Annotated in this window: 11 protein-coding genes; 4 read left to right on the forward strand and 7 right to left on the reverse strand. The window is 36.0% G+C overall.

All coding sequences use genetic code 11. The features are described 5' to 3' along the window. Window positions 1–19: 19 nt before the first annotated feature. On the forward strand, window positions 20–826 hold the full coding sequence (locus tag AAGD62_RS03570) for a YgfZ/GcvT domain-containing protein (RefSeq protein ID WP_155968877.1): 807 nt from the start codon (window positions 20–22) through the stop codon (window positions 824–826). An 875-nt stretch (window positions 827–1701) separates the two neighbouring features. On the opposite strand, the gene recJ is transcribed toward AAGD62_RS03570, so the two are convergent. Next, the gene (gene recJ / locus AAGD62_RS03575) at window positions 1702–3441 is read right to left on the reverse strand and encodes a single-stranded-DNA-specific exonuclease RecJ (RefSeq protein WP_341812678.1); all 1740 of its coding nucleotides are present in this window, start codon (window positions 3439–3441) and stop codon (window positions 1702–1704) included. 195 nt (window positions 3442–3636) lie between these two features. On the opposite strand from recJ, the gene AAGD62_RS03580 reads away from it, so the two are divergent. The 3 genes from AAGD62_RS03580 to AAGD62_RS03590 all read left to right on the forward strand — a co-directional run bounded on the left by AAGD62_RS03580 (window position 3637) and on the right by AAGD62_RS03590 (window position 5133). Then, window positions 3637–3795 carry a hypothetical protein gene (locus AAGD62_RS03580; protein ID WP_341812679.1) on the forward strand — a complete coding sequence of 53 codons (159 nt, stop codon included), beginning with the start codon at window positions 3637–3639 and terminating at the stop codon, window positions 3793–3795. Between the two features lie 479 nt (window positions 3796–4274). Continuing rightward, window positions 4275–4622: an IS630 transposase-related protein gene (locus AAGD62_RS03585; protein ID WP_155968342.1), complete on the forward strand. Its 348-nt coding sequence runs from the start codon at window positions 4275–4277 to the stop codon at window positions 4620–4622. Between the two features lie 28 nt (window positions 4623–4650). Then, window positions 4651–5133, forward strand: a complete 483-nt coding sequence (locus tag AAGD62_RS03590) for an IS630 family transposase (RefSeq protein WP_231115908.1) — start codon at window positions 4651–4653, stop codon at window positions 5131–5133. Between the two features lie 272 nt (window positions 5134–5405). On the opposite strand, the gene AAGD62_RS03595 is transcribed toward AAGD62_RS03590, so the two are convergent. From AAGD62_RS03595 to tig, 6 genes are all read right to left on the reverse strand, one after another. Then, on the reverse strand, window positions 5406–6665 hold the full coding sequence (locus AAGD62_RS03595; RefSeq protein WP_196770144.1) for a cbb3-type cytochrome c oxidase subunit I: 1260 nt from the start codon (window positions 6663–6665) through the stop codon (window positions 5406–5408). A gap of 34 nt (window positions 6666–6699) precedes the next feature. Continuing rightward, complete coding sequence (locus tag AAGD62_RS03600; RefSeq protein ID WP_231115897.1) at window positions 6700–7911, reverse strand: Na+/H+ antiporter NhaC family protein; 1212 nt, start codon at window positions 7909–7911, stop codon at window positions 6700–6702. Between the two features lie 367 nt (window positions 7912–8278). Beyond that, complete coding sequence (gene lon / locus AAGD62_RS03605) at window positions 8279–10732, reverse strand: endopeptidase La (RefSeq protein ID WP_155968871.1); 2454 nt, start codon at window positions 10730–10732, stop codon at window positions 8279–8281. A 15-nt stretch (window positions 10733–10747) separates the two neighbouring features. Then, on the reverse strand, window positions 10748–12025 hold the full coding sequence (clpX, locus tag AAGD62_RS03610; RefSeq protein WP_006279985.1) for an ATP-dependent Clp protease ATP-binding subunit ClpX: 1278 nt from the start codon (window positions 12023–12025) through the stop codon (window positions 10748–10750). Then, window positions 12025–12651, reverse strand: coding sequence for an ATP-dependent Clp endopeptidase proteolytic subunit ClpP (gene clpP, locus AAGD62_RS03615; protein WP_006280254.1), 627 nt, complete (start codon window positions 12649–12651; stop codon window positions 12025–12027). Before clpP ends, clpX begins: the two co-directional genes overlap by 1 nt. Before the next feature lie 11 nt (window positions 12652–12662). Continuing rightward, on the reverse strand, window positions 12663–13997 hold the full coding sequence (gene tig / locus AAGD62_RS03620; RefSeq protein ID WP_155968869.1) for a trigger factor: 1335 nt from the start codon (window positions 13995–13997) through the stop codon (window positions 12663–12665). Between the last annotated feature and the right edge of the window lie 18 nt (window positions 13998–14015).

Here is a 14015-nt window from a genome sequence, read left to right on the forward strand (position 1 = left end):
ATTTATTTATAGAGATTTCATGAGTTATATACCATTTTTAAGTCGTGGTGTGATAGTGCTATATGGGCCTGACACTAGAGATTTTCTGCAGGGTATTATAACCAATGATATTAATAAGTTGGATAGCCAAAAAGCCATTTACTCTTTATTGCTTAGCCCTCAGGGAAAATATCTATATGATTTTTTTCTTATTGAATATGGTAAATACACCCTCTTGGAGTGCGAAAACATGCACTTGCAGCAAATAATCGAGAAACTGGATTTGCTTAAAACTTATTTGAAAGTGAAAATTAAAGACGTTAGCGCACTATATAAGGTTGGAGTTTTGTTTAATACTAAATTGGCGGAGTGTAGTGGTAAGTCACAAGTTATTTTTCAAGATCCAAGGCACAAGCTGCTAGGAATGAGGATCATACATAAAGATGAAATAAAAGAGCCGGTTGGGGATTTTACTCAGTATGAAAAAGTCAGAATTCAAAATCTCGTTCCAGATGGAGCGAAAGATATGGTGCAGAATTCATCGTTTCCGCTGCAATTTTTAATCGATAAAGTAAACGGTATAAGCTTTAATAAGGGGTGTTATATAGGTCAGGAAGTTGTAAATCGAATGAGCAGACAAGAAATATTCAGAAGAAAACTTTACCTTGTTGAGGGGGATAACGCACTTCCAGATATTGGCACTAAAGTGACAAATGAAAACAATGAGGAAATAGGGGAACTGCGCTCTAGTGTAGACAACATTGGATTTGCATTGCTTAATACTGGAAAGAGCCATGCAAATTTATATGCAGATGGAGTTAGGTGCGTTAAGACGTTGAAGTCTTAAGGTAGCGCATATAGAAACGAAAAACTTGCTTGACAAACTCCGCCAGCCCCCTTATCATGGTATTGAAGGTATTCAGTTATCTTCATCTGTGCAGATTAAACAGCAAGAAAACAACGTAGTTGGCGTCTTATTTTTAATTTTTTGCACTATGTGCACCTTATGTCTTCACAACATTTCTGGGTTTTTACCTATATAAGCTGAAACGCGCTTATAAGTCGTTTAAGACAGTATAGTACGCCAATTTGCAGGATTAGAGAGTGACAACTAGCTAACACGGGGTTTCTTTTGCCTTTTTTTCTGCTTAGTAAATTTCTTAAACATTTGCAGCGTAGGTTAGTTGCATTCAAAAGCAGCTAAATTGCAGTGTTTAAGACTTAAAAACGCCAATACTGAAAATAGACAATGACTAGGGTTTCTTTTGCCTTTTTTTTCATTTGGTAAATTTTTTAATGTTTATGGCTAAACGACAACCGTCATCCCGCTGCTTGTTAGCGGGATCTCTTGTTAGCGCCGCGGCGGTATGACGGTTCGTGGCGGCGTGACGATAAGCTCGTCATCCCACTGCTTGTTAGCGGGATCTAGAGATACCGCGAATGAATCGCGGTATGACGGTTCGCGGAGGTATGACGGTTCGCAGTGGCATGACGATAAGCTCGTCATCCCGCTACTTGTTAGCGGCTAAGAGATACCGCGAATGAATCGCGGTATGACGGTTAAGTAGGGTGTCATCCCAGTGTCACGCACTGGGATGACACCCTCTTGGATGGAAATCAGTGTCAGATAATTTCATGACACCAGTTGTTGTAAACTCACTTTTTCTCGATTTTTTGGTTTATCTTGTCTACCTATTTTGCCACTCTGCTGAACAGATACACTCAACTAATGGTCAATACATCTTCTATTAAAAATTGTACAAATTCATTGCCATTCCAGTAATTCATAGAGATTTTACCCAAAATAGCTTTAACATTACCCTGCATGATAGCAGAGCCAAGATGAGTATTTGCAGAACGAAATGCAATAGCTCTTACCATAACATTATCATCAGCAATAAAACATTTTATATGGTCAACTCCTATAACTTCAGGCTTTCTTATCTTTGCTCCTTGGATAATAAACCTTGGTTCAGGATTTCCAACTCCAAATGGTCCCAAGCGTTGCAATTGATTCCATAAAGACAAATTTATTGCTTTAGCAGTTACTATACTATCAGCTTTTAAAGTTTTCTCATTTATAGAGTTTGAAAATCTTTCAGTAAAAAAATCATGCAAATCATTTATTTTGTCTTCTTTAATTGAAAATCCTGCCGCCACACTATGGCCACCACCTTCAATAATCAAATTTATAAACTTTGCGGAAAGGACTGCAGCACCGATATCAACTCCCAAAATTGATCTACAGCTTGCTTTTCCTATTCCATTATTTAAAGATATCACTACTGTTGGCAAGTGAAACTGCTCCTTTAGCCTTGATGCAATTATACCAATTATTCCCTGGTGCCAATTGCCACTTATCATTATAAAATTCGCACCTGATTGGGCAGACTTTTCCGCTTGTGCTGTAGCTTCCAAGAGAGCCTCATTTTCTAACACTTTTCTTGCATTATTCAAATCTATTAATTTTAGCGCGATTGAATGTGCCTCTTCATCATCATCGGTGGAAAGCAACCTTGCACCAAGCGATGCTTCTCCAATTCTTCCTCCAGCATTTATGCATGGCCCAATACTAAACCCTAATCGAGAAACACTTGGTTTTTCAAGGATTCCCAAAGCATCAAATAAAACACGCAAGCTAACGTTTTTTCTTGTTGACATAACTTTTAATCCTTGTGAGACAAGTGCTCTATTGAGGCCTGTGATCTGCATAACATCACAGACAGTTCCCAGGGCAACCAAATCCAACAGATCAAATAAATCTGGTTCTTTTTTGTTGGTAAAAAATCCTTGCTCACGTAGGCTTTTATTAAGAGCAACAATTAGCAGAAATGACACTCCAACTGCTGCTAGGTTATTATAAGGAGAGCTCTCATCAAGGCGGTTTGGATTCACAATTGCTACGGCGCTTGGTAATTTTTCCGTACCAAGGTGATGGTCAACAACTATAATATCAAGACCAAAAGCCTTTGCATCTTCTATTGGTTGATATGCAAGCGTACCACAATCAACGGAAATACATAAATCAATTCCATTCTTTTTAAGTTGTAATAAAGCATCTGTGTTTAATCCATAACCCTCATCAACACGATCTGGAATGTAGATTATAGAGTGTATATCGATTGCTCTCAGGTACCTGTTAATCAATGCTGACGACGTTGCACCATCAACATCATAGTCACCAAATATTGCAAGGTTTTCATCATTTTTTATTGCCCGTATTATACGAGAAACAGCTTTATCCATATCAAGAAGGTGAAAGGGATCTGGTAATAGCGATCTGATTAGTGGATATAAGAAGTCGCTTGCATTTTCTATGTTAACACCACGAGTAACCAATATTCTTGCTAATATTTCTGGTAACTCAAATCTCTGTGTAAGAGTTAAGATTTGCCTTTGATCTGCTTCTTGCAACTTCCACAATGCATTTGTTATGCTGCGCTTTTCAATTTCAAGTAGCATATTCTTTCTTTGTAAATAAAACTACTTTACCAGAATTTTTAAGCTTGTTCTATAATTGTATTAGACTTCTGCATAACCTAAACTAAGTAGAAAAAAGGTATCATCTAAGTAGCTGACACTGGTCTCCATCCAAGAGGGCAGTAGCCCCTTCGGTGTCATTCCAGCGCGTGACCAGGTCTTTTTAGCTATCATAGGATGACAGAAGCAGACACTCCACTTTGTCGTTCCAGTGCCTCCTTTTTTTGTCATTCCAGTGCCTTGACTATTTGGATCCAGGAAAAAGAATGGTGTCATCCGAGTAGCCTCCCTCTCCTGTCATCCCAGTGCTCCTTTTTTTGTCATCCGAGTAGCTGACACTGGGATCCAGGAATTTTATTAAGTTGGTAAGCATAAAAGTGTTATGTAAAATACAACGTTCTTGATGGGATTGCGTGAAATGCTGGATCCCAGTGTCTGGGCACTGGGATGACAAAGGAGGACAGTGTCAGCTACTCGGATGACAAAAAAAGGAGCACTGGAATGACATCATCCTTTTTTTGGGGTTCCAGCGTCACGCGCTACCTTCCGTATAAATATTAAAAAATTTACCAAATGAAAAAAAAGGCAAAAGAAGCCCCGTGGTTGGCTAATTACTTACATTATACTTTCAAGTATGGCGTTTTTTTATTCTAAACGCTTAATAACCGCGATTTAGTTGCTTTTAAGCCGCAACTAATCTAAATTATAAACATTAAGAAATTTACTAAACAGAAAAAAAGGCAAAAGAAACCCTAGGGTAGCTATAGTACTTCCCAAAGTAAATGATAAAGGTATAATAAGCTATTTGAGTTATAATGGCGTATAGTGTGGATTTAAGGGAAAGGGCAGTATCGATGATAGAAAAAGGGAAGTCAAAGGTTGAGGTGGCAGAGCTTTTGGAGATAGGAATAGCAACTCTGTACCGCTGGTTAAGAAAGAAAGCCGCTGGTGAAAGCCTAAGGCCATCGAAAAACGGCAGCTTTATTCGAAAAATAGACCCAAAAATACTCGAAGAATATGTTAAAAAGAATCCAGATCATACGCTGGCAGAGATGAAACAAAATCTTGGATTTGGAATAAATTCAATTTGGTATAGGCTGAAACAGCTAAGAATTACTTTAAAAAAAAGTTACACTATATCAAGAGCGCAATCAAGAAGATAGGCAGCGATTTACCGATAAAATCTCAAAAATAGACCATTCCAGCATCTTATATATAGATGAAGCAGGAGTTGATAATAGGTTATACCGAGAGTATGGACGTGCTCCAATAGGAAAGAAAATTTATGCAGATATTCCAGGAAGAAAACGAGAGAGAATCAGTATAATAGGCGGGTGGATTGGAAAGAGATTTATTGCACCAATGACTTTCAAAGGTGGGTGTGACAAAGAGGTATTCAATACATGGTTAGAGAAGATGTTATTACCTAAATTGCCACATGGTACTACAATAGTTATGGACAATGCCACATTCCATAAAACTCCCAAAACAAAGGAGTTAATAGATAATGCTAGATGCCGTTTGCTCTATCTACCAACATATTCACCAGATTTGAACCCTATAGAGCATTGTTGGAATACCATCAAAAGCCGCCTCAGACCTTTAATGCATAAATATACAGACTTACAACTTTTGGTTGGTAATACCATAATGGAAATTTATCATTCATTTTAGAAAATACTATAGTTATTCACTATCCATTTTTTAAATCGGCGTTTTTTTATGTTTTAAATGCTTTATAAGCGCATTTCAGCTTATATTAGGTAAAAACCTAGAAATTTTATAAAGACATAAGGTGCACATAGTGCAAAAAATTAAACATGGGACGCCAGATACGTGAGTTTTTTTGTCATTTAATCTGTACAGAGAAGATAAATAAATAGCTTCAGTTTCATGATAAGGGCGCTGGGGGAATTTGTCAAGGAAGTTTTTTTTGTTTCTATGGGTCAGTTGGTACGCGCTTTGCCTTTTAACAGATGTAAAAGCACAATTATTACGAACAACATTCCACCAACAACTGATATAGCGCCACCTATAATGAAGCACGTGCGTGCTAACATTGATGAAATACTTGGCAGATCTGCAACCTTCCTTAAAGCACCATACCCACCAAGCCAAACAAGGCCAGTAATATGGAGAAAATGCCCTACACTGTAGGCATAAATCTGTAATCTTACCATGGAACCTTTTATCTCTTTAAAGTTTAATTTGGGTAACAGCCAATAAATGAAATTCATAAAAGCTATAGTGATCCCAACTACAGAACCGTGATAATGAGCAGGAATCGTGACATTACCTTCAATAGTCAACACTCCGAGCACATCTCCATAAGTGAACAACAAAAATGAATGTAATAAATAGTTGCTTTTATCATTAATAAAAGTTCTGATGTTGTAGCACACTAATATTATCAAAAAGCACGGCAAAACTGCTCCAGCAATCCTCATATGCCAAGTAAAAAACTGTATTAACTTGGCACTATCAACTGGATAAACAAAATATACAAACGGTGCGCCTACAGCTAAAATCGTGTTTATAAATAGTGGTAAAATAGTAATTTTATTGTTTGAAGCTAAACTAATATCATTGGAACTTAGCATTATTAAATAGACTAAAAACATTCCTTGAGTAAAAGCAAACTGCAATAAATGTCCGCCTCCCCAAAAGAGATATTCGTAAAACAAATTCTTATCTGAGTGATATAGACCTGGAGGCATATTATTATATGCTAAAACAAAGCAAAGAAATGACGATACAAGTATAATAACCAGTCCAATTTGTCCCACGCAGAGGTATGAGGCTTGCTTATTTGACATATATGCAAGAACCGCATTTATTAATATGCTGGCAATAAATAAACTGAGTCCAAGTAAAAATAATTTGTTTTGTAACACGGGAATATAGTTACTTTTGATAACTTCAGTGTTTGGAACAAATGCAGATACAAACATGAGCAGCATCGAAAGGGTTGATAGAACCCATGAAAAGTTAAACCAACTGTTGGTATTTTGTAGGTTTATGATAAAGAGCAGAGATATTATAGAGCACATCCACACCAAAATTGACAAGTTCACGTGTATTACCAGCGCATTATCAAAAATATATTGTGCAGAAGGAACAAGAGAGGAGATAAAAGGCAATCGTAGAAAAATAACAATTATTGACAGTAACCCAGAGCAAGCAAGAGCACATACTGCCAAGAACATCCATTTTCTACAGAGCGGAGCGTTGTCTTGTATATTAAGCACAATCTTTTTTCTCAATTTTGTTCAATACAATATATAACACTGCAATAATACCTAAAACATAGCAATAGTATACGTGTGGCATGACTGCCAAAGGTGAAACTCCAGCAATAGTGCTAGCCAAAAGCAATTGAGCGCCATACGGTATTAATCCTTGAAATACACAAGAAAATATGCCTAGCCATGCTGCACTATAGTGAGGCGGTATTTCATATTTCTTAGCAATATCTCTAGCAATTTCACCGCTAAAAATTATAGCGATGGTATTATTTGCAAGTAAAATATCAAATATACTGACTATTTTTGCAATAAATAATTGCGCAGTTTTTTGTCCACCACGTTGTATCATAACCCAAGATGAAAGTTTATCTGCAAGCTCCTTAGAATTTTTACCTACTAGTCCTGAAAGTCCGCCAACCATCAATGACAGTAGCATAATTTCATGCATACTCATAAACCCTTTGGTGATGTTTTGGCTTAAAAACAATAAACCATGATTGTTGTTATTTATAAATCCAATAATTCCAGCAAAAGTTATGCTTAAAACCAATGCCGTAAATACATTGATTCCAAAGTTTGCAAGCAATATAAGTATGATGTAAGGAGCCACAAGCAATAAAGAATACTCCTTAACTGAAATAGCAGCACTATTGCTTGAGCTATAAAATAATATAATTATTGTGAATATAGAAGCAATTAGTGCCACTTTTGCATTCAGTTTTAATTTTTTCTTTATATCAGCCTTTTGAGACATCACAGATGCAATTGTAGTATCAGAGATAATAGATAAATTGTCACCAAACATTGCTCCTCCTACAACGGTTGCCACTCCTAAGGAAGGAGAAATCCCAGCTTGTGTCAGTTCAACTGCAATAGGAGCAATTGTTGCAATGGTGCCCATTGATGTACCAATAGCAGTGGAGATGAAAGCTGCTACAAAAAATAATCCTATGAGTAAAAATCGTGTTGATATAAATGAAAGAGCCAAATTAACTGTGGCATCAGCACTACCGATTGCTTTAGTTACTTCACTGAATGCACCTGCAAGTAAAAAAATGATGCACATAGTGATAATATTACGATCTCTTACCCCATCTAGAAAGGCATACATTTTTTCTTCAGTATTGCCCTTGTATAAAACCCAACCCAGAGCTATGGCAGGAACAATGGCTACCAGTGGAGATAACTGATAAAAAGCATTTGACACGCCAAGAATAGTAAAATATATACCACTTCCTACAAAAAGAAATAGGAACAGTAAAATAGGCAAAAAATTTGTAAGATAAAACATACCTCAGCTCTGATAAACGCAAATCAACTATGATATAATTTATATTATTATAAACCACAGTTGGCACCTTGACCAAGGTTTTTCTAGAAAGCAATCTACCAGAAAAGGTTTCCATGAAAAGGACTATTATAATATATCATCTACTTGAATAAAACTGGGAGATAGAATAAGTAAAAAATATGAATGACATAACAACAAAGCAAGTCATATCCTTATGGGACACACAAGTTGGTGGGTTTTTGCCGGATAAAAGAGAAATGGAGATTGATAATATTTTTTTAATCTAATGCTTCAATGTTTCCGACATAGGAAAAGTATCATCTTTACTTTCTATAGAGGAAGGCACACTATTTTGATTATCATCACCATCAATTGGAGTAGTAGGGTGCATTAAAGCAACTTTCATAACTTCATCAATATTCTTAGCAAAAACTACGTTGATCCCCTCTTTGATGCTTGCCGGAATCTCTTGCATATCTTTCTCATTTTCACTTGGTATAATCACAGTTTTGATTGATCCTCTGAGCGCTGCAAGCAATTTTTCTCTTAAGCCCCCAATAGCTAAAACTCTACCACGCAATGTCACTTCGCCTGTCATAGCAACATTTTTGTTAACTGGTATATTCGTCATAAGAGAAACAATAGACGTACATACCGCGCCGCCAGCAGAAGGGCCATCTTTTGGTACTGCACCCTCAGGTACATGTAAATGTATATCATTATTTTGGAATTTTTCGGGCTTTATACCAAAAAACAAACAATTTGATCGAATATAACTATACGCAGCTTTTATAGATTCTTGCATAACCTCTCCAAGCTTTCCTGTGTATTTTATTTCTCCCTTGCCCGGAATTAGGACTGATTCTATCATCAAAATATCACCACCTGTTTCAGTATAGGCGAGCCCAGTTACTATTCCTACTAAACTCTCATTTTCCGCAATGCCAAAGGTATATTTACGCACCCCTAAATAATCTTGTAAATTGTCAACCCCTACGGATATTTTCTTATTTTTATCAGTCAATATTTCTTTAACTGCCTTTCTCATGAGCTTTGCAAGCTCCCTTTCCATACTCCGCACACCACTTTCACGTGTATATAAACGTATCAACTCGTATAACGCCTCATTAGTTATGTCCCATTCCTTCTGATACAAACCATGCTCCTTCTTTAACTTCGGAATAAGGTGGTGTGTAGCAATACTGATTTTTTCATCTTCAGTATACCCGGACAATTGTATAATTTCCATCCTATCACGCAAAGGATGTGGTAAATTTAAGCTGTTTGCCGTAGCTACAAACATTACACTTGAAAGATCAAACTCAACTTCCAAGTAATGATCCGTAAAGTGTTTATTGTGCTCAGTATCTAAAACCTCAAGTAATGCAGACGCAGGATCGCCACGCGAATCAGAACCCATCTTATCTATTTCATCAAGCAGAAAAAGCGGGTTGCATGAATTAGCTTTTTTCATGTGTTGAATGATTTTACCAGGCATTGAGCCAATATAAGTTTTCCTATGCCCTCGTATCTCAGACTCATCACGCACACCACCAAGAGCTATGCGAACAAAATCTCTTCCTACTGCTCTTGCCATAGACTTAGCTAAAGAAGTTTTACCAACACCTGGCGGTCCAACTAAGCAAAGTATAGGACCTTTTATCTCTTTTACTCTTTTTAATACCGCTAAAAATTCTATTATTCTATCTTTTACTTTCTCTATGCCATAATGATTTTCATCTAAGATTTTCTTAGCTGCATTTAAGTTAATTTTTGCATCTTTGTACTTTCCCCATGGCAACTCAAGCAACCAATGCAAGTAACTAGATATAACTGTAGCTTCAGGAGAAATGGGATTCATTTTCTTGTATCTCTTCAAATCAGTTATAGCTTTCTCTCTTGCTTCCTGAGAAAGCTTTGTTTCATTTATCTTTTTTTCAAATTCATTGAGTATATTCCCTTCATCACCATTCTCAAATTCGCCTAATTCTTTCTGTATAGCTTTCAATTGCTCGTTAAGGTAGTAAACTTTCTGAGTGCTTTCAACTTGCGATTTAATTGTCTTATATAAACGGTTTTGTGCGTTCAAAATACTCATTTCTCTCTCAATAAAAGCAAAAGCTTTTTTTAAACGCTCTTCTGGGTCATAAGCCTCAAGTATGCTTTGTTTATCTGATACTTTTATATTTAAATGTGAAGCTACCGTGTCTACAAGTTGATCAACTTCTTTGATTTGATCAATGGAGTTAATGGCAACCTCGGGCTGATTTTTCTTGTTTAGCTTACACCAGCTATCGAACGCGTCTACAACAGATCGCCTTAAAGCTTCTAAGTCAATATTGTCTTCATCTTCTTTATAATGACTGTCTAACTCTACCCTGGCTTGTAATAAAGTATGAGAGCTAATATATTCTACAACTCTTCCCCTTCTTATCCCCCGGATTATAACTTTTACTGCATTGTCAGGTAATTTTATTAACGGTTGTACAATGCTTGCTAACACACCTACTTCATAAAGATCTTCAGGCTCTGGATTATCAACAGAGCCATCTTTCTGTGCTACAAGAAAAATCTCATTTTGGTGATTACTACTACTTATTGCATACTCTAGTGCATTAACAGATTTTTCTCTGCCTATGAATAAAGGCACCATTATATTTGGAAAAATTACTACATCTCTTAAAGGTAATACTGGCAATGCAGTAAAACTAGAGCTTACAGCACGTTCAATGTTCATAATATATGCCTCAAATTAATCATTAACCGTTATAACATTGCCATTGTTATTATGATTAACCGTTGCTTTTCCTAATTCTACCATTTTCTTAGTGATTACTATAGTGCTACCTTCAAAGCCTCCGTTTCCAGATGTATACATAATGTCAAGCAAAAGTGACTCCAAGATAGCACGTAACATTCTTGCACCTGTTTTGTAGCTTATAGCCTTTTTAGCAATAGCTGATATTGCTTCATCTGAAAACTCAAGGTTTACTTTGCTAAACGCAAGCAATGCTTTGTACTGTTTTATTAGTGCATTCCTTGGCTCTGTCAACACATGTATTAAATCTTCATGATCCAGCTCATCTAAAACAGCAGTTATTGGAACCCGCCCTACAAATTCGGGTATTAAACCGAATTTGATTAAATCTTCAGGTTGAACATCATGTAAAGCATTCTTTTTCTTTTGCTCTTTAGACTGACTTATATCTGCTCCAAAGCCAACTGACGTTCCCTTTTTTCTCGCTTCAATAATTTTATCGAGGCCTTCAAAAGCTCCTCCACAAATAAACAGTATGTTACTAGTATCCACTTGTATAAACTCTTGTTGTGGGTGTTTTCGCCCTCCTTGTGGCGGAACATAAGCAACTGTACCCTCCATAATCTTAAGCAGAGCTTGCTGGACCCCTTCACCTGAAACGTCACGGGTTATTGAAGTGCTTTCAGATTTTCTTGTAATCTTGTCTATTTCATCTATAAACACTATACCACGCTGTGCTTTTACAACGTCATAATTTGCAGCTTGTAATAAACGCGACAACACGCTTTCTACATCATCACCCACATAACCTGCCTCAGTTAAAGTTGTCGCATCAGCCATAGCAAATGGCACATCTGAAACTTTAGCAAGTGTTTTGGCTAGCAAAGTCTTACCAGAACCAGTGGGACCAATAAGCATTATATTTGACTTCTCGATTTCAATATCACTTATAGCATGAAATTGTACCATGGATTGACAATGGTTATACATAGCTACAGATAAAACGTGTTGCGCGTGTTCTTGACCTACAACATGCTTGCTGAGAAAGTTTTTTATATCCTCAGGTTTCTTTAGTAATAGCTTCATATCAGATATACGATCTGAATTAAAAGATCTATCTTTCTTTTGACTTATTGCTTTATGGGATAATTCTATGCACTCATTACAAATAAACACCTTTAAACCATCCGAAGAGTTAGTAATCAATTTATCTACTTCATCTTGCGCCTTGTTGCAAAAAGAACAGTAGTGTAAATCATTATTGTTATCCATTAACCCACCTTTTGTTTAACTTTAATATTTTCAATTTCAATATCTGTACGCTCAGCTATCACCCTGTCAATTAAGCCAATTTTCCTTGCTTCTTCAGGATCCATGAATTTATCTCTTTCCATCATTCCTTCAATTTTCTTCAGTGAATTTCCAGTATGTTTTTCATAAATTTGATTTAGTTTTTTCTTAACCCGCAAAATTTCATTAGCATGTATTTCTATATCAGTTGCTTGACCATGATAACCACCAGATGGCTGATGTATCATAATTCTTGAATGAGGTAGAGAGTAGCGCTTACCTTTTGTACCAGCTGCAAGCAATAAAGAACCCATAGACGCAGCTTGACCTATACATAAAGTTGAAACGTCTGGGTTTATATACTGCATTGTATCGTAGATCGACAAACCAGCAGTTACAACACCACCTGGTGAGTTGATGTACATACAAATGTCTTTATCGGGATTTTCCGATTCTAAAAATAAAAGCTGTGCTACTATTACACTGGCCATATTGTCTTCAATAGGACCTGTTACAAAAATTATTCTTTCTTTCACTAGTCTTGAATATATGTCATAAGCGCGCTCACCGCGACTAGTTTGTTCAACTACAATTGGTATAAGAGTCATACCTTTTCCTATTAAATATTATCAAATAATTCCTTTAATTCTTTCACAGAAACAATCTGCTCTTCTTTACTAACTTTTTCTATTATATAATCTGTCACTTTATACTCAAGCGCTTGCCCTCTAACTAATTCTTGAAATTGTTTATTTGATTCAAAATGCTTAAGTACTCTGTCAAATTGCACATCTTTACTGACATATTGATTTACAATAACACTCAAAACATCATTTTGAGTTAATGATATTTTATGTTCTGCACTAAATTTCATAAATAACATAGCAAGCTTTACACGTTTTTCAGCTTCTTTACGAGAATCATTTTGAGCACCCAATTCTCCTTCCATTCTTTGTTGCTCCTGTTTTACTATGTCTGTGGGTAAATCAAAACTATAATTAGCATCCAAATAATCAAACAGCTCCTTTTTAATTAAGAGATTTCTCATTTCGGTGCACTGATCACCAATCATTTTTTTTGCATGATTTATTAGCAAAGAATAATCTTTAAACCCAATACTCTTAGCTATTTCATCATCATTTTCAAAATCTTTGGCAATTTGAATCTCATTAACTCGCACAGAAAAATCAGCTTCCTGTCCTGCAAGGGAAATGGCTTGGTAATTTTCAGGAAATTTCAACTTAAAGTTCTTTGTTTCTCCCTTTTTCATACCAGTTAATTGATCTTCAAAACCATTAATAAATGTGCCAGACCCTAAATTAACGGCAAAATCTTTGCTACTTCCACCTTGAAAGAGCTTATTCCTAATCCGCCCTTCAAAATCAATTATCAATTTATCCCCATCTTTCGCTTGATAAGAAGCATCATCAACAGAGGCAAAATTGGGGAACTTTGTTTTGATAGAATCAATAAATTCTTTTATATCTTCCTCTTCAATCTTTGCTTCAATTTTCTTTAAGTTTATTTTGTCAAGATCTATCATCGGTACTTCAGGCATCGACTCAAAAGATAGCTTGTATACAAAATTGCCCTCCTCATTTTCTTTGCCCAGATCTGGTAATGATATAACATCAACCTTAGGATAAATGTGAGACTTGACTTCAATTTTTTTCATCAAATCACTTGAGCAATAATCAATTGTATTATTTATCACATATTCCAAAGCCTCGTTTTTATAATTTGCAACAACAAGGTCATAGGGCATCTTTCCAGCCCTAAATCCAGGTGATTTTGCATTTTCTGCTATCTCTTGCAACCTGGAATTTACCTTTTGTTTTATATAATCACTACCAACTGTGATTTCATACTCATACTTTAGTTTATCTATACTAAGCTCTTTGTAGGTATATACGCTACTTACTTCGACTGTATTTTGAGGTATATTATTAGACATCATAATTCATTTATTAAC

The sequence above is a fragment of the Wolbachia endosymbiont (group A) of Eristalinus aeneus genome, assembly GCF_964026915.1.
Classification (GTDB): Bacteria; Pseudomonadota; Alphaproteobacteria; order Rickettsiales; family Anaplasmataceae; genus Wolbachia; species Wolbachia pipientis.